Origin of the sequence: Hyalangium gracile (assembly GCF_020103725.1) — a bacterium.
Taxonomy (GTDB): Bacteria; Myxococcota; Myxococcia; order Myxococcales; family Myxococcaceae; genus Hyalangium; species Hyalangium gracile.
The window spans coordinates 1-16,351 of the sequence record NZ_JAHXBG010000027.1 but is presented as its reverse complement, the minus strand read 5'-3'; the positions used below and the strand labels follow the sequence as shown (position 1 = coordinate 16,351).

Sequence of the window (16,351 nt, the reverse complement as noted above, 5' to 3'; positions counted from 1 at the left end):
TACCGCGCCCCATTCAAGAACCTGTCGCAGTGAGGAGGAACAGCGCCCAGCCAGTGTCGATCCACCGCGTCGACTCCTTGGGCGTACCTTCGAGATAGCGGAGCCGGTTCACTCGCGCCTCATCCAACAGGCCGCCTGTCTTCCGCGTGTCATCTCGAGCCAGCAAGGCCCAGGCGAGGTCCGCCAGGCTGACCGTCCGCTCCTTGAAGCCTTTCGGGCCTCCATCGATGCGCACGCCTCCTTGTGGCGACCTGCCCACGATGCGGCAGCGCTCACCATCCCGCGCGAGGAGCGTCCCCGGAGGATGGGTGCGGAGAAGCTGCTCGACCCAGGCCTCGGCTCGGGCAGTGGCTTCGGGCGGCAGGCTGCGCGAGCTGGTGCGCCCGTGGCCCAGCGCGCGCCAGGTCGCGTGATCCACTGGCTCATCGAGCGCCCAGCGGTCCTCATCGTCTTGCCAGCGTGCCACCCCCCAGTATTGCCACGAGCCTCGCGGTGCCGTCCTCGTGAGGACGAAGGCCGTCTCCGCTGGCCGCCGCTCCGCGATGCGCAGGTCGAGCCGGTCGGGCTCCGTCAGGACTCCCTTCTTCGTGATGCAGAGAAACAGGTGTCCGCCGCGGCGCCCCGTCTTTGGCGGCCCCTCTAGCCCGAAGGCCTCCATGGCCTGCTCGTCCGTGAGCTGGGCTCCCCGCTCAGGCCCCAGTTGCTCTGGGTGGATGACCTCAACGAGGAGTGCGATGGGGACCACATCCTCCGCGACCTCGAACGAGGGCCGAGCAGGGTTGTCCGAGCGCAGCACCCAACGGTCCTTCTCTCGGACGACGCGCTCAGCGCGAACAGGGCCCGCTGCTCCTCGGCTGTCGCCTCGAACCATGTGGTCACCACACGGCGCGGAATGACCAGCGTGTGCCCCGGACTCACCGGGTAGCGGTCCCGGACGGCGAAGGCCAGCGCGTTGGACGCCACCCACTCGGACTCGGGAATCGCCAGGAAGGGGGATGACACACCGGCACCCTAACCCAGCGCCCACCCTCCCCAAGCCCCGAACCGGCCCCCTCCGCCTGCCTGTACCTCATGCAGGTGCTGGCAACGGGCCACCCGAGGTATTAGGTTGGATGCAACCGACACAACCCATTGGGGAAGGTCATGGACCTGAATGCAATCACGGCCCTCGAGAAGGCAGGCATCGACCCCACTCACCCGGAGCTCCTCCGGGTGCCTCCCGTGCTCGGCGAGCACGGCCGCATCGTCTCCCTCGACCATGACCTGCCCGTCCCCGTCATGGACGAGCTGGACCGTGTGCTCTGGCTCCCCCTCCTGTCCATCTCCGAGCTCTGGACGGGCTCGGCCGTCGCCCCGGACCTCTCCCGCGCCCCTCCGCCGGAATACGAGCCCTTCTTCATCCTCACAGAGGCCACCGCCGCCGAGTACTGCGACGCCACCGGCCGACCCGAGCGAGACCGGGAGTTCCACCGCCTCTACCGCTCCCTGCGCCGCCGCCCCGACGGCGTCGATCCCAACCCCCTGTTCTCCTACCTGCGGGCCGCTTCCCGGCTCTACCTCTCCCTGCGCGACGTGAGCCGCAATGAGTTCGAGGCCGTGGCCGACCGGCTGCGCGTCTCGGCGCAGACCTTCGCCACCCGGCTCGACAGCACCAACTACCACCGCTTCGTGCTTCAGGAGTTCTTCCCCTCGGCCCGCCAGCCGTCCGCCGGGTGGCCGGAACGCGCCTCCTGAACCTCCTGCTCCTGGACTCCACCGCCCGCTTTGAACGTATGGCCAGCCAACAGGTTGAATCCCCATCCCAGTCCGTCTCTCGCACCCCCTCCCCGGAGGCCGTGGCTCCCCTGCGGCGGTGGCTCACCTCGGAGTCGTTGTCCGAGACCGCGGGGCCTCGGCTCTTCAAGCAGGGACAGTCGTGCATGGCCCGGGGGCGCGTCGCCTCGTTCGAGGCGCTGCCCGATTCCCTCCACGGTCAGGTGCTCAATCGCCACGGCCAGCCCTACTCCGTCGTCATCTCCACCGACGCGGAGGGCTTGTTCTGTGAGTGCCAGTGCCCCACCTTCAACAGCCAGGGGTTCTGCAAGCACATCGTCGCGCTCGGCCTGGCCTACCTCCAGTCGGGGGCCGTCGTCTCCGACCGGGCCCTGCCTCCTCCCAGCACCGAGCGGCCTCGGGGGCCCCAGGAGCTTCAGGCGTGGCTGGAGGCGCACCACCTCACCTACGCCCGGCGCATGCCCCTGGTCGTCGTCGAGCCGTTCCTCGCCAAGAGTTTCCGCGAGACGCCCGGGCTCTATGGCCTGGAGCACCTGCCCGTCACGAGTGCGCTGGACGGGTCGCTCGAGCTGCGTCGCCACGTCCAGGGCGCCACCACCCAGGCCCTGCTGCGCGAGGCGGTGTGGACCTGGCTCGGCGCCGAGGCCGAGCGCGTCCGCCACGGGCTCGCGCTCGAGCAGGAGCGGGCCATGACGCCGCGCCCCGCTCCGCTGGAGGCGCGCCTGCTGCCCTGGAAGGAGGCCCTCGAGCGGGCCCGGGCCCGCGTGCGAGAGCAGGCCGTGCCTCGGCTCCTCCCGGGCAGGCCCGATGTCTCCCTCCAGGAGCGTCCCCTCCTGCTCTTCGTCGAGGAGCCGGGAGGCCCTTCTCACCCCGCCAAGGTGCCCGCCCCCTGGAGTGGCCTGCTGCGGATGCGCGTGTCCGTGGACCCGCGCGCCCTGCTCGACGGCCAGCAGGCCCTGTCCTGCTGGTGCACCTTGCAGGGAGAGGCTCGCTGCGTTCATGCCCTCTCCGCGCTCGACACGCTGCTCGACATGCTCGAAGAGCCCCTGCAGGCGCGGTTCAACGCGCGGCTCGCGGAGCTGCTCTTCGACGTGCCCGCGCGGGAGATCCTCGGCGCCTTCGAGAAGGTCACCCAGGCGCCGGCCGCCAGCGAGGCGCGCGTCACCTTCCGCCTGGAGGGGCTCGACACCCGGGCCCTCAAGCTGCGCCTCTACCTCCATCGGCCGCTGAAGAAGGGCGGCCTGTCCAAGGGCACGCCCGCGAGCTGGCGGGACCGGGAAGAAGTGCGTGCCCTGCTCGCGGACCCGCGAGAGCTCGAGGCCTTCGAGCTGTGCGAGTTCGCCTCCCGCCATTCGCTCGCCAGTGATGGGTACTTCCTGCTGCTGCGGACGTTGAGACTGCTGGCGCACAGCCCGCGCCTGTTCGCCGCTTCCCGGCCGGATGCCCCGCTCCAGGTGCGCGAGGCGCCGCTCGGCTTCGCCTTCACCGAGCTCGACGGTGGCCTCTCGGTCCACCCCGCCATCGAGGGCGTCCCCTTTCGTCCAGCAGCGCTCCAGCCACCTCCCTCGGGCGTCGACGCGCCGCTGCCTTGGCTGCTGTTCGAACCGGCGCTGCCCCGGCTGTCCCTGGTCACCGTTCCTTCCAGCGCGCGCACCGTGCTCGCCACGCTGCGCGAGTATGGGACACGGCTGCCGGAGGCCGTCCGCCCGGCCCTGGTGCGCAACCTGGCGAGCCTGGAGGCCGCCTATCCCATCTCCCTGCCGGAGTCCCTGGAGGCTCGCCCCGTTTCCGCCGAGCCCGGCTTCCTGCTGCGCCTTCGCCCCGCGAGGGAGGAGGGCCTGGAGGGGGCGCTCCTCGTGCGCCCGCTGCCCGAGGCTCCACCCATGGCGCCAGGGGAGGGGAGCCCTCGGGTGCGGGGTCTGCGCGGTGGAGAGCGCGTGGTGGCCCAGCGCGACCTGGAGGCCGAGCGCGCCGAGGCCCTGGCCCTCCGCGAGCGGTTGGGCCTGCTGGCGATGGACGCCTCGGGACACTTCATCCTGGAGGAGCCAGAGGCCGCCCTCGACTTCCTGGAGCGGTTGGAGCCACAGGCAGGCGCGAGCCTACGCGTGGAGTGGGAGGAGCACCCCTGGAGGGTGCTCCAGGCGCCGGACGCTCGCGGCCTCAGGGTGGAGGTGCGTCGCCAGCGGGACTGGTTCGGTATCGAGGGCGGCGTGGAGGTGGACGGGGAGCAGGTGGAGCTGACCACCCTCCTCGAGGCCCTGCGTGGCCGCCGACGCTTCGTCCGCCTGAGCAAGGGGCGCTGGCTGCGGCTCACGGAGGCCCTGCGCGAGCGGCTCACTCCGCTCGCGGACCTGGCGCACCCCAGCCGCGAGGGGCTGGAGGTCAGCCAGGCCGCGGCGCCCGTGCTGGATGCGCTCTCCGAGGCCGGGGTGGAGGTGCAGGCCCCGCCGGACTGGCGCCGCCTCGCCTCCCGCATCCGCAAGGCCCAGGCGCGCGACATTCCCATCCCCGCCGGCCTCAAAGCCGAGCTGCGCGACTACCAGCGCCTGGGCTTCCAGTGGATGGCGCGGCTCACCGAGTGGGGCGGAGGCGGGTGCCTCGCCGACGACATGGGACTGGGCAAGACGCTGCAGACGCTCGCGCTGCTGCTGCACCGCGCGAGGATGGGGCCGGCGCTCGTGGTGGCTCCCACCTCCGTCTGCTTCAACTGGGCGCTCGAGGCCGCCCGCTTCGCTCCCTCGCTGCGAGTGAAGTCCTACCGCGAGGCCGATCGGGAGCGGCTGCTCGCGGGGCTCAAGGCCGGGGACGTGCTGCTGATCAGCTATGCCCTGCTCGTTCGGGACGAGGAGCGGCTCGCGGGCGTCTCCTTCGCCACCCTCGTCGTGGACGAGGCCCAGGCCGCGAAGAACCCGGACACGGCTCGCGCGCGGGCGCTCCGGGCCATCCAGGCCGAGGCTCGCGTGGCGCTCTCGGGCACTCCCGTGGAGAACCGCCTCTCGGAGCTCTGGAGCCTGTTCCGCATCGTCTTCCCCGGCCTGCTCGGCAGCCGCCAGTCCTTCCGCAAGCGCTTCGCCGAGCCCATCGAGCGTGAGAGGGATCCGGTGGCGCGTGCCGCGCTCACCCGGGTGCTGCGCCCCTTCCTCCTGCGCCGCACCAAGGCCGAGGTGGCGCGCGAGCTGCCCCCGCGCATCGAGACGCTCGTGCCCGTCGTCCTCTCCGAGGAGGAGCGCAGGCTGTACGAGAAGGTTCGGGTCGCGGCGCTGGCCCGCGTGGGCGACAGCGCGAGCGAAGGCCAGCGCTTCGAGCTGCTCGCGGCCCTCACCCGGCTGCGGCAGCTGGCGTGCCATCCTCGCCTGGGAGATCCGGACTCGACGCTGCCGTCCTCCAAGCTGGAGCGCCTGCTGGAGCGCGTGGAGGAGCTGCGAGCCGAGGGGGGCAGGGCGCTCATCTTCAGCCAGTTCGTCCAGCTCCTCGGCCTGACGCGAGAGGCTCTCGAGGCCCGCGGCTTCTCCCTCCAATACCTGGATGGGCAGACCCCCGCGGCCGAGCGACAGGCGCGCGTGGAGGCGTTCCAGCGCGGCGAGGGCGATGTCTTCCTCATCTCGCTCAAGGCGGGAGGCACGGGCCTGAACCTCACCGCGGCCGACCACGTCATCCACCTGGACCCGTGGTGGAACCCGGCCGTGGAGGACCAAGCCACGGACCGCGCCCACCGCATCGGGCAGACGCGGCCCGTCACGGTGTCACGGCTCGTGTCGCAGGGGACGATCGAGGAGGCCATCGTCGCGCTCCACGCCGAGAAGCGAGAGCTGGCCTCGAGCCTGCTCTCCGAGGTGGATGGAGCCACCGCCCTCACTCCCGAGCAGCTGATGGCCCTGCTTCGCTTCTCCCCCGAGCAAGAGGGCGCACCCGCTCCTTGAGGCTGGTTCCCAAGAACCCGACGCGAGAGGCCATGCCTTCGGGCTCGACTCCTGGGAATATGGCGGCGGCCCACAAGTTGGGGCCCGTTCGTCATCGAAGGGGGAGTGGATGCACCGTCAGCAGTGGTTCATCGTGGCTCTCGCGCTCCTTGCGGGCTCGAGCGCCGGGGCGCAGGGCCGCCCAGGCAAGGCGGGGCCCACCCCACCCGGCAAGACGGAGCCGGCGCGGCTCGGCGCGGGTATCGAGACGCGGACGCTCAAGAACGGGCTGAAGATCATCGTCTGGCCGGACCAGGACATCCCCAACGTCTCCCTCTACAACTTCTTCCGCGTCGGCAGCCGCAACGAGCGCCCCGGCATCACCGGCCTGTCTCACTTCTTCGAGCACATGATGTTCAACGGCGCGAAGAAGTTCGGCCCGGGCCAGTTCGACGTCGTCATGGAGGCCGCCGGCGGCAGCAACAACGCCAGCACCTCCGAGGACCTCACCATCTACATGGACTGGTTCCCCCGCTCGGCGCTGGAGACCATCTTCGAGCTGGAGGGGGACCGGCTGGCCCACCTGTCGTTCGATGCGAAGAGCATCGAGAGCGAGCGCGGCGTCGTCTACTCGGAGCGGCGCTCGGTGGTGGACAACGACAACATGGGCGCGCTGAGCGAGCAGGTGCAGGCCACCGCCTTCGTCGCGCACCCCTACCAGTTCACCGTCATCGGCTGGCCCTCGGACATCGAGTCCTGGCGGCTGGAGGACCTGCAGCGCTTCTTCCAGACCTACTACGCCCCCAACAACGCCACGCTGGTGGTGGCCGGCGCGGTGACGCCCGCGGAGATCTTCGCGCTCGCCGAGAAGCACCTGGGCTCCATCCCCGCGCAGCCCCCGCCCGAGCCGGTGCGCACCAAGGAGCCCGAGCAGCAGGGCGAGCGGCGCGTCCTCGTCCGCCGCGCGGCGCAGTCCCCGCTGCTCGAGGTGGCCTACCACGGCATGGACGCGAAGGATCCGGACCTGCCGGCGCTGAAGCTGCTCCTGCACATCCTCGCGGAGGGCGAGTCCTCCCGGCTCCACCGGCGGTTGGTGGAGGAGGAGCAGGTGGCCATCCACATCACCCAGATGTTCTCGCTCACCTTCGATCCGTCCCTGGTGTGGTTCATCGTGGACATGCCGCCCGGCGTGGACGTGGCTCGCGTGGAGAAGCTGCTCGGCGAGGAATTGGAGAAGGTGCGCACCCAGGGCGTCACCGACGCGGAGCTGCGCAAGGCGAAGAACATCACCGTGGCGAGCTTCTGGCGCGGCATGGAGACCAACAGCTCCCGCGCCTACCACCTGGGCACGTACGAGCTCTTCCTGGGAGACTGGCGTCAGCTCTTCGAGGTGCCTACGCGCTATGAGCAGGTGACGCGCGAGCAGCTGCGCAAGGTGGCGCAGCGCATCCTCAACCCGGACCACCGCACCGTGGGCGTGCTGCTGCCCACGGAGGAGCCCCCGGCGCCGGCCAGCAAGAAGGAGGCGGGACGATGAGCGGCGGCATGGGCAGGACGGTGCTGGCGGCGCTGCTGGTGGCCACCGTGGCGGGCGCTCAGGGCGCCGGGGCCGCGGAGCCGAAGAAGGCCGGGCCCACGCAGGGCATCCAGCTTCCGAGGACCACGGTCATCGAGCTGAAGAATGGAACTCGGCTCATCCTGGCCGAGAAGCACGAGGTGCCCCTCATCTCCTTCAGCGCGTGGCTGCGCGGTGGCGCCCTGGGCGAGCCCCAGGGCAAGGAGGGGCTCGCCTCGCTCACCGGGCAGCTGCTGCTCAAGGGGGCCGGCAAGCGGGACGCCCGGCAGTTCGCCGAGGCCGTGGACGGCGTGGGCGCCCAGCTCGACGTGTCTCCGGATCGCGAGGCCCTGCGGGTGGAGGGCCAGTTCATGTCGCGCGACCAGGCGCTCATGGTGGAGCTGCTCTCGGACCTGCTGATGCGGCCCCGCTTCGAGGCGGGCGAGCTCGAGAAGCTCCGGGAGCGACTGGCCTCCGAGCTCGTCTCCGCCAAGGACGGAGACCCGCGCTCCCTCATGAGCCTCTACTTCTTCGCCTTCCACTTCGCCGGGCACCCCTACGGCCGGCCGGTGACGGGCAGCGAGGCGTCGCTTCCCACCCTCACCCGCGAGGATGTGCTGGCGTACGCCAAGGCCCAGCTCGGGGGAGACCGCCTCATCTTCTCGGTGGTGGGAGACTTCGACACCCAGCAGCTCGCCCGCCGGCTCGAGGCGGCGCTCGGAGGCTGGGCTCGCGCCGGAGCCCCGGCTCCCGTGGCTCCGCCCACCACCGTGGCCAAGGGCCGGCGCGTGCTGCTCGTGGACAAGCCGGATGCCACCCAGACGTACTTCTGGCTCGGCAACACCGGCATCGCTCGGGGAGACCCGGATCGCGTCGAGGTGTCCCTGGCCAACTCCGTCCTCGGCGGGCGCTTCACCTCGCTCCTCAACACGGAGCTGCGCGTCAAGTCCGGCCTGAGCTACGGCGCCAGCTCGGTGGTGATGCGCGAGACACAGCCGGGCGCGGTGGCCATCGCCTCGTATACGAAGACGGAGTCCACCGGGAAGGCCATCGACCTGTCGCTGGAGGTGCTCACCCGCTTCCGGCGCGAGGGCCTGGATGATGCGATGCTCTCGTCCGCCAAGGCCTACGTTCTCGGCCAGTTTCCGCCCCAGCTCGAGACGAGCAGCCAGCTGGCCTCGAAGCTGGCGGAGCTGGCCTTCCATGGACTCGACTCCAAGGACGTGGATGGCTTCGCCGCCGAGGTGGAGAGCGCTACCCGGGAGCAGCTCCGCCAGGTCATCCAGCGCGTGGTTCCGGCCCCGGAGGACCTGACCCTCGTCCTCGTCGGCAAGGCCTCCGCCATCCGGGACGTCGCGCGCCGCTATGGCCCCGTGACGGAGATGAAGCTGTCCGACAAGAGCTTCGCACCCGTGGCCGCGCCCAGGCGCTGAGGCTCGCGCCCCCGCCTTGGCCCGCTACTTCGCCTGCGCGCGGTAGCGGGTCATGCACCGCTGGAAGCGCTGATCCACCGAGCGCGCGAACCACCCGGTGCTCTTCTCCCCGGACAGCTTCGGGCTGCGGATGACCACCTCCGGCAGCTGCGCGTACGCGGGGCGCTTGCCCTTCACCCGCTCATACGTCCGCTTCACGGCGCGCCACGTCTCCGTCTCCTCGAAGTCCGCCTTCTTCTCCTCGAGGACGTCCTTGCGCAGCTGGCGCTCGCTCAGCTTCGGCGCGTAGCGGGCGCGGAACGCCAGCAGCGCGGTGAGGGTGCGGCTGTCCTCGTCCCGGGGCTCGCCCTCGGCGCCATAGAGGAGCAAGTCCCCATCCGCCGTCAGCTTCAGCCCCATCAGCTCGTTCACCTGCGCCTGCAGCGCCGCGTTGCGCGAGGCGTAGAAGCCCGCGTTGTAGTCCGCGAAGCGGTAGAGCGGCAGCTCGTAGCCGGCCTCGTACCCCAGCAGCCGCGACGTGCCGAAGCGCACGCCCCCTGCCCGCGTGTACATCTCCTCCCGCACCTCCGCCTCCGGGCGATCCTCGTCGGACTGCTCCACCGCGTAGCGCACGCTCACCTGCATGGAGCCAGCGGTGGTGATGGGGTTCAGGTCCGCCAGCCCACGCGAGGTGAACAGCTCGCTGGCCAGGTCCGCCGCCGTGTACACCGCCGGGTATTGCTCCTCGTACGCCGTCAGCAACTCGCGGAAGAGCCGATCCAGGTCTCTCTCCGTCCGCACCTGCTGGAGCCGCTTCTCGAATGAGAGGGATTGGCCCGGGGCCCGGTGCTCGAGCAGCGCCTGCAGGGCCTTGCGCCCCACCACGCCCAGCCTTCCCGCGTAGGCCTCCAGCCGCTGGCGGACGATGCGCGGCAGCCCCTTCACCACCGGGTTGGCCTGGAAGCCGGACTCCTGCTCGATGACGGCCAGCACCTGGCAGACGGGCTCCGCAGAGGGGTACACCCGGAGCTGCTCCAGCGCCGACAGCACGTCCCGGCTCCAGCCCTCGGGCTCCTTCACGCTCGGCGGCAGCAGCCGCGCCACCTGGGCCACCGTGAGCCTCGGAGGAGGCGGCGCCACGGGCGCGGTGTCTCGTATCGGACGCGCGCTGCAGCTCGAAATCACCACCAGCGCCCCCAGGCCCAAACACAGACGCTGCAGTGGAGATGGAAACTTCATGTCCTGCTGTCCGTTCGGGTGAGTCCGAATTCACTCGGTTTTACACCGGGTGCGGGGTGGGTCGCAGCGGCCCCTGGGAGAGCCACACTCGCATAACGGCTCGCCGGCGTTGGAGAATTCAAAAAACAGAAACCCGTATACGCCGTGATACCTGTTTAAAACGCATTTTTTATAATTTATGTTCAAATTGTTAGAAGCTACTTCCTCAAAAAAGTAGTTGCTCTCATGCTGACCCGCATGTCACGAAAGCCTCGCATTTCCCCCGAGGAGGTAGCGCGTTGAGCAACAAAATCCTGAAGGCTTTCTGTGCGGCGTGGTTGGGCCTGACCTACGCTGCGTGCGGCACCGCCGAGCAGCAGCAGGTGGACGCCGATGAGCTGATGACCAATGCCGAGGCGAAGGACGGCACGGACATTCAGCAGGCCCTGAGCGTGCTGGGCAACACGCGCGTGCTGGCGACCCAGGCTGACAAGGTCACGCCGGCCTTCATCAAGGGCAACCTGGGCCAGGTGAGCCAGGGGCTGGTCGGGGTAGACGCGCAGGCGGCGCTGCCCGCCGTGGCTGCGGCGTTCCGCATGCAGGCCCAGGACCTGGTTCTCAAGAGCACCACCACGGACAGCCAGGGCCACACGTACCTGCGCTACAGCCAGACCAAGAACGGTCTGCAGGTGGTGGGCGCGGAGCTGCTGCTCATGGTCAACCCCAAGGGCACGGTCTACGCCGCCAACAGCTCGGCGTATGACGTGGCCCCGGGCGTCCAGGTGCCCACCAAGCCGACCATCGCCCCCGAGGCCGCCGCCTTCGCCGCGCGCGGTGCGGGCATGCTCTTCCGCTCGGAGAGCACCGGCCGCCTGGTCTATGTGCATGGCGACCACGGCAAGCTCGTCCTGGCGTACGAGACGATCGTCACGGGTGAGCGCGACGGTCTGCCGGTGAGGGACATGGTGTACGTGAACGCGACCAACGGCCAGGTGGCCCTGCGCGCTCCGACCATCCACTCGGCGATGAACCGCGCGGTGCACACCGCCAACAACGGCACCAGCCTGCCAGGCACCCTCAAGCGCTCCGAGGGCGGCGCGGCCACCGGCGACTCCCACGTGGACGACAACTACAACCACCTGGGCACCACCTATCAGTGCTACTTCCAGAACTTCGGCCGCGACTCGTACACCGGCACGGGCGCGCAGCTGAAGAGCACGGTGCACTACAGCAGCAACTACGTGAACGCCTTCTGGAACGGCACCCAGATGGTGTACGGCGACGGTGACGGCGTGCAGTCGGCCCCGCTGGGCAAGTCGCTGGACGTGACGGTGCACGAGCTGACGCACGCGGTGACCAGCTCCGAGTCCAACCTCACCTACTCGTACGAGTCGGGCGCGCTCAACGAGGGCATGAGCGACATCTTCTCCGCCTACTGCGAGGCCTGGACGAAGGGCTGGGTGGTGGACGCGGCCGTGTGGATGATCGGTGATGACGTGTGGACGCCGGCCACGGCGGGTGACGCCCTGCGCTACATGGGCAACCCCACCCAGGACGGCTCGTCGACGGACTACTACCCCGAGCGCTACACGGGCTCCTCGGACAACGGCGGCGTGCACTGGAACTCGGGCATCGCCAACCTGGCGTTCAAGCTGCTGTCCACCGGTGGCACCCACCCGCGCAACAAGACGACCGTCAACGTGGCGGGCATCGGCATCCAGAAGGCGGGGAAGATCTTCTACGAGGCCAACGCCAACTGCATGGTGGCGAGCACCAACTTCGCGGGCGCCAAGACGTGCACCGAGCAGAAGGCCGAGCAGTTCTACGGCGCGGCCGAGAAGGCCTCCACGACGCAGGCCTGGGAGGCCGTGGGCGTGGGCATCGTCGTGCCGCCGCCCACTGCCACCCCGCTGAGCAACGGCGTGGCGCTGACGGGCCAGTCCGCCAGCACGGGCGCCAACAAGTACTACAAGCTGACCGTTCCGGCCGGCCAGACCAGCCTGAAGTTCGAGATGAGCGGTGGCACGGGCGACGCCGACCTGTACACCAAGTTCGGCGCGGCTCCGGACGCCAGCACCTATGACTGCCGTCCGTACGCCTCCGGCAACACGGAGACGTGCACGCACAACAACCCGGCCGCGGGCGACTGGTACGTGATGATCAACGCGTACTCCACCTTCTCGGGCCTGTCGATCAAGGGCACCTACTCCGGCACCACGCCTCCGACGGGCGACACGCTGACCAACGGCGTGGCTTCGGCCGCGTACTCTGGCGCCAAGTCCACCTGGACGTGCTGGACGCTGACGGTTCCGTCTGGCAAGACCAAGGTGGTCTTCAACCAGGCCGGTGGCACGGGCGACGCGGACCTGTACGTCCGCCAGGGCTCGGCGCCGACCACCAGCACCTACGCCTGCCGTCCGTACACCGCGGGCAACACCGAGACGTGCACCATCAACAGCCCGGCGGCTGGCACCTGGTACGCCTGCTCCTACGGCTACCAGGCCTACAGCAACACGACGATGAAGGGCACCTACTAGTCCTTCCGTCGTAGCGCCGAGTGAGAAGTGAGACGCCCGGGGGCCTGTGCTCCCGGGCGTCGTCTTTGCGGGGCCCGAGCGGGCCGAGGTGGCTCAGCGGCGGACCTCGATGTCGCGCGCGAAGCTGCTGCCGCCGACGAGATCGAACGAGGCGCGCACGGGCGTGCCTTCCTCGAGCTGCCGCAGGGGCACGCTCTGGCCCTGCTTCACCCCGCGGCTCTGCTTGTCGATGCGCAGCTGGTACACGTTGCCCTCGCCGTCGCGCACGTGGACGGTGCCGCGCTCCACGCGGGTGACGCGGCCATCCACGGTGCCCGTGGCGATGACCACGCGGTCCAGCGGCACCGAGTCGCTCTGCCGGGCCGCGCGCGCCGCCTTGGCCGCGCCCTCGAACCAGGCCTCGTCCTCACTGGCCTGGACGGCCTCCAGGCCGATCATCACCCGGCCCTCGGGCGCTTCCTGCGCGGCTGCGGCCCCGGGTGCCGTGGGGGTGCCACGGGGCGCGGCGGGCGCCGGCTGGGGCGCGGCGCTCGAGGCTGCCAGGCCCTGGCGCTGGCCCTGCGCGGCAGGCGTTGCCTGGGCCGGGGCTGCTCCCGAGGGCTGCGCCAGGGGCGGCTGCGTCTGGGCCGTCACGGCCGGTGGCGCCATGCTCGTCCGCTCGGGCGCGGTGCTTCCGCTCGGCCGTGAGGGTGCCGGTGCCCGCGCCGAGGTGGGCGCTGTCTGCTCGTGGCTCTCGCGCCGCTGGCACCCTGTCAGCAGCGCGCACACTCCCACCATTCCCATCCACGCCCAACGACGCCCCATTCCTCGCCTCCCCCGATGTGGGAAAACTGGTTCCTGCCTGCTCCCATCTGCAAGCAGCGCGCCCGGCGGGGGTGGGGGAGGAGCCAGCGCGGTCCTTCCACCAGCGGACAGTGCCAGGCCCTGACGTCAGGTGGGAGGCTCGCCACGAGCAGGGGGACACGGCGAGAGGACCTCCCGCGGTGGAGGAGTTTGCCCTCCCTGTGGGGAAGGAGTTTCCCTCTCGCCGTGGATCCGTGGACAGTGCTCAGTCGATGAGTGCGCGGACCACGGCCCGGACGTGCATGCGGACCCGCTCGCGTGCGGCGGTGAGCGTGGCGGCGTCAGCCGGATCGTACCCGAGGCACAGCACGACATCGTCCTCGGGTGCGGCCCGCACGCCCAGGCGCGCATAGTTGAGCGTGCGCGAGATGGGCTCGCCCTCCGTGTCCGGCGTGAAGCGGCCGAAGATGGGGGCGTGGGGGGTGCGCTCGGCCGCCGTCTCCTTCAGCGCGAAGAGGCGCCGCACGGCCTCCAGCGCGGCGGGCCGGGCCATCATCCGCTCCGGGCGGGCGGGGCCGGCCAGCTCGCGCTCGATGAGGCGCAGGCAGCCGCGGACGAACTCCACGTCGGTGATGACGAGCCCATAGAGGTACCAGTCCTGGCACGCCGCCTCGACGAGCCGGGCCTGGGCATCCTCGAGCCAGCCGAAGGAGGGGCAGGTGAACGTCTCGCAGATGGAGGCGCGGTAGACGCCGCAGTCGCGCAGGTCCACTCCGCCCGTCACCTTGGGGTGTCCCATGCAGCCCACCCTGCGCTGCTCCTCGTCGATGAAGCCCAGCAGGGGGCACACGCGCACGGAGGGGAAGAGGGGCGCCTGCTGGCGGGACTCCACGAGAGCTCGCGCGGCGGCGCGCCAGGCCTCCCGCGTGTGGGGCACGCCGCTCATCCGTGCCGTCTGCTCGGCCAGCCGCTCGGTGAGCGCCGCGCGGGAGTGGTCTCGGAAGTTGTAGAGCCCACAGCAGGCACCGCAGGAGGCACCTCGTCCGGGCTGGCACAGGTGGAAGGAGACGGGCACGTTCGCTCCTTATATACGCTCAGAACCAGCCCGGCTGCATGCGGGTATAGGAGTCCTCGCACGAGCGGCAGAGCTGCACCAGGTGAGGCACGCGCGGCACCTCCACGGCGAACCAGTACTGGGCCGCGCACACCTTGCCCTCGTAGAAGTCCCGGCCCTCGCCTCCTCGCGCGAGCCCCTCCCGAGCCGCCGCCGCCTGCGCCAGCCACCGCCACGCCACGGCGATGATGGAGAACAGCTCCATGAAGTCGGCGCTGTGGCGCAGCATCTGCTCCACCTCGCCCGCCATGCCCATGGCGCCCAGCGACATGGTGAGCTCCGTCGCCTGGCCCAGGGCCTGCTCCATGGCGGCGCACCAGCTCTCCTCCACCTGGGCGCGGCGCGCGCGGGCCACGGTGGTGGCCACCTCCTCGGTGAAGAGACGCAGCGCCTCGCCCCCGGCCGCCATCACCTTGCGCCCGAGCAGGTCCAGCCCCTGGATGCCGGTGGTGCCCTCGTGGATGCTGTTGAGCTTCTGGTCGCGCAGCCACGCCTCGGGCAGGTACTCGCTCGAGTAGCCGTAGCCGCCGTGCACCTGGAGCGCGAGCGCGTTGGCCTCGTAGCCCTTCTCCGCCGGGAACGTCTTGGCCACCGGCGTGAGCAGATCCAGCAGGAGCTGCGCGCGCCGCCGTGCCTCTTCGTCGGGGGCGTGCGCGGCCAGGTCCGCCTGTTGGGAGGCGGCGATCAGCAGCGACAGACCGCCCTCCACGATGGCCTTCTGGCGCAGCAGCATCCGCCGCACGTCCGCGTGCTCGATGATGGCCGTCTGTGGCTGGGTGACGTCCTTGGCGCTGGCGGGGCGGCCCTGCGGGCGGCTGCGCGCGTAGTCCAGCGACTCGTGGTAGGCCACGGCGGCGGTGGACACGCCGTTGAGGCCCACCATGATGCGCGCCTCGTTCATCATCTGGAACATGCAGGCCAGGCCCCGGTTCTCCGGCCCGACGAGCCAGCCCCGGCAGTCGCCCGCCTCGCCGTAGTTGAGCACGCAGCTGGGCAGGCCCTTCCAGCCAATCTTGTGGATGACGCCGGCCACCTGGACGTCGTTGTCCACCAGTCGGTTGCCCTCGGGGCGGCGCGTGGGCACGGCGAAGAGCGAGATGCCGCGGGTGCCGGGCAGCGCCCCGTCGATGCGTGCCAGCGTGAGGTGCACCACGTTCTCGGTGAAGTCCTGGTCCGCGCCGCTGATGAAGATCTTCGAGCCGGTGATGCGGTAGGAGCCGTCCGGCATGGGGGTGGCGCGTGTCTTCACGTCCGCGAGGCTGCTGCCCGCCTGCGGCTCGGTGAGGGCCATGGTGCCCGTCCACTCGCCCTGGTACAGGCGGGTCATGAAGTGCTCGCGCAGCCAGGGCGTGCCGAATGCCTCCAGCAGGTGGGCCGCGCCGATGGTGAGCCCCACGTAGCCGTAGGCGCTGAGGTTGGCCGCCATGAGGTAGGCGGAGGCCACCGAGGCGACGGTGAGGGGCAGTCGCTGGCCGCCCACCTCGGGGGGACGGGTGGCGGTGAGCAGGCCCAGCTCCACCATCCGCGGGTAGAGCCGGCGCATGAGCGGGTGCGCGTGGACGCGTCCGTCCCGGAAGGCGGGTGGCTCGGAGTCCATCAGCCGGTAGGTGGGGAAGAGCACCTCGCGGGCGAAGCGGCGGACGTTGCCCAGCAGCAGCTCGAACGTTTCCTTCGAGTGCTCGGAGAAGGCGGGCAGGGCGCAGAGGCTCGCGGCGTCGAGCACTTCGTAGAGCTGGAAGTCGACGTCACGGTCGGACAGGAGCGGGTTCGAGCTGGCGGAGGTCACGAAGGTAAAGTGAACGAAGACAGGCCGGGTCGCCAGCCGGAATATTCGTCACGCACGCGCAGTGAGCCCTTGCGTTGAGGGAGTGGCAGAGCGGCCGGGTGGGAGCCGGGGCTCGGGAGGGGGGAACTCCAAGGGAATGCACGCTCGGCTGTGGGGCGCCAGCTCCATAGGCTGACCTCGGAGGGCGTGGCCTTCGGCCGGGCGTGTGACTGTAGTGTGCGTTGAAACCGCGCCCGTGCCAGCGAGCGGAGGGGGAGGAGACATGAGTGGAGTC

Annotated in this window: 10 protein-coding genes and 1 pseudogene; 5 read left to right on the top strand and 6 right to left on the bottom strand. The window is 70.4% G+C overall.

Annotated elements, in window-relative coordinates:
• Positions 1-13: 13 nt before the first annotated feature.
• A complete protein-coding gene (locus KY572_RS37675; RefSeq protein ID WP_224248660.1) occupies positions 14-796 on the bottom strand; it encodes a hypothetical protein in 783 nt (260 codons plus the stop codon).
• Positions 797-831: 35 nt separating this feature from the next.
• A pseudogene (locus tag KY572_RS48260) lies at positions 832-963 on the bottom strand (HIT family protein); the annotation flags it as partial.
• A 180-nt stretch (positions 964-1,143) separates the two neighbouring features.
• Between KY572_RS48260 and KY572_RS37665 the strand changes: the two are divergent.
• The 4 genes from KY572_RS37665 (at position 1,144) to KY572_RS37650 (ending at position 8,660) form a co-directional block, all read left to right on the top strand.
• The gene (locus KY572_RS37665; protein WP_224248555.1) at positions 1,144-1,734 is read left to right on the top strand and encodes a hypothetical protein; all 591 of its coding nucleotides are present in this window, start codon (positions 1,144-1,146) and stop codon (positions 1,732-1,734) included.
• A gap of 101 nt (positions 1,735-1,835) precedes the next feature.
• The gene (locus KY572_RS37660) at positions 1,836-5,693 is read left to right on the top strand and encodes an SNF2-related protein (protein ID WP_224248554.1); all 3,858 of its coding nucleotides are present in this window, start codon (positions 1,836-1,838) and stop codon (positions 5,691-5,693) included.
• Positions 5,694-5,802: 109 nt separating this feature from the next.
• On the top strand, positions 5,803-7,209 hold the full coding sequence (locus KY572_RS37655) for a M16 family metallopeptidase (RefSeq protein WP_224248553.1): 1,407 nt from the start codon (positions 5,803-5,805) through the stop codon (positions 7,207-7,209).
• Positions 7,206-8,660 carry a M16 family metallopeptidase gene (locus KY572_RS37650; protein WP_224248552.1) on the top strand — a complete coding sequence of 485 codons (1,455 nt, stop codon included), beginning with the start codon at positions 7,206-7,208 and terminating at the stop codon, positions 8,658-8,660. Before KY572_RS37655 ends, KY572_RS37650 begins: the two co-directional genes overlap by 4 nt.
• 24 nt (positions 8,661-8,684) lie before the next feature.
• Here the strand turns inward: KY572_RS37650 and KY572_RS37645 are convergent, their stop codons facing one another.
• On the bottom strand, positions 8,685-9,779 hold the full coding sequence (locus KY572_RS37645; protein WP_224248551.1) for a DUF1615 family protein: 1,095 nt from the start codon (positions 9,777-9,779) through the stop codon (positions 8,685-8,687).
• A gap of 377 nt (positions 9,780-10,156) precedes the next feature.
• Here KY572_RS37645 and KY572_RS37640 point away from each other — a divergent pair, with 377 nt between their 5' ends.
• Complete coding sequence (locus KY572_RS37640) at positions 10,157-12,394, top strand: M4 family metallopeptidase (RefSeq protein ID WP_224248550.1); 2,238 nt, start codon at positions 10,157-10,159, stop codon at positions 12,392-12,394.
• A 93-nt stretch (positions 12,395-12,487) separates the two neighbouring features.
• Here KY572_RS37640 and KY572_RS37635 read toward each other — a convergent pair whose 3' ends face one another.
• The 3 genes from KY572_RS37635 to KY572_RS37625 form a co-directional block, all read right to left on the bottom strand.
• Positions 12,488-13,198 carry a hypothetical protein gene (locus KY572_RS37635; protein ID WP_224248549.1) on the bottom strand — a complete coding sequence of 237 codons (711 nt, stop codon included), beginning with the start codon at positions 13,196-13,198 and terminating at the stop codon, positions 12,488-12,490.
• Between the two features lie 244 nt (positions 13,199-13,442).
• The gene (locus KY572_RS37630; RefSeq protein WP_224248548.1) at positions 13,443-14,252 is read right to left on the bottom strand and encodes a hypothetical protein; all 810 of its coding nucleotides are present in this window, start codon (positions 14,250-14,252) and stop codon (positions 13,443-13,445) included.
• A 19-nt stretch (positions 14,253-14,271) separates the two neighbouring features.
• The gene (locus KY572_RS37625) at positions 14,272-16,077 is read right to left on the bottom strand and encodes an acyl-CoA dehydrogenase (RefSeq protein WP_224248547.1); all 1,806 of its coding nucleotides are present in this window, start codon (positions 16,075-16,077) and stop codon (positions 14,272-14,274) included.
• Between the last annotated feature and the right edge of the window lie 274 nt (positions 16,078-16,351).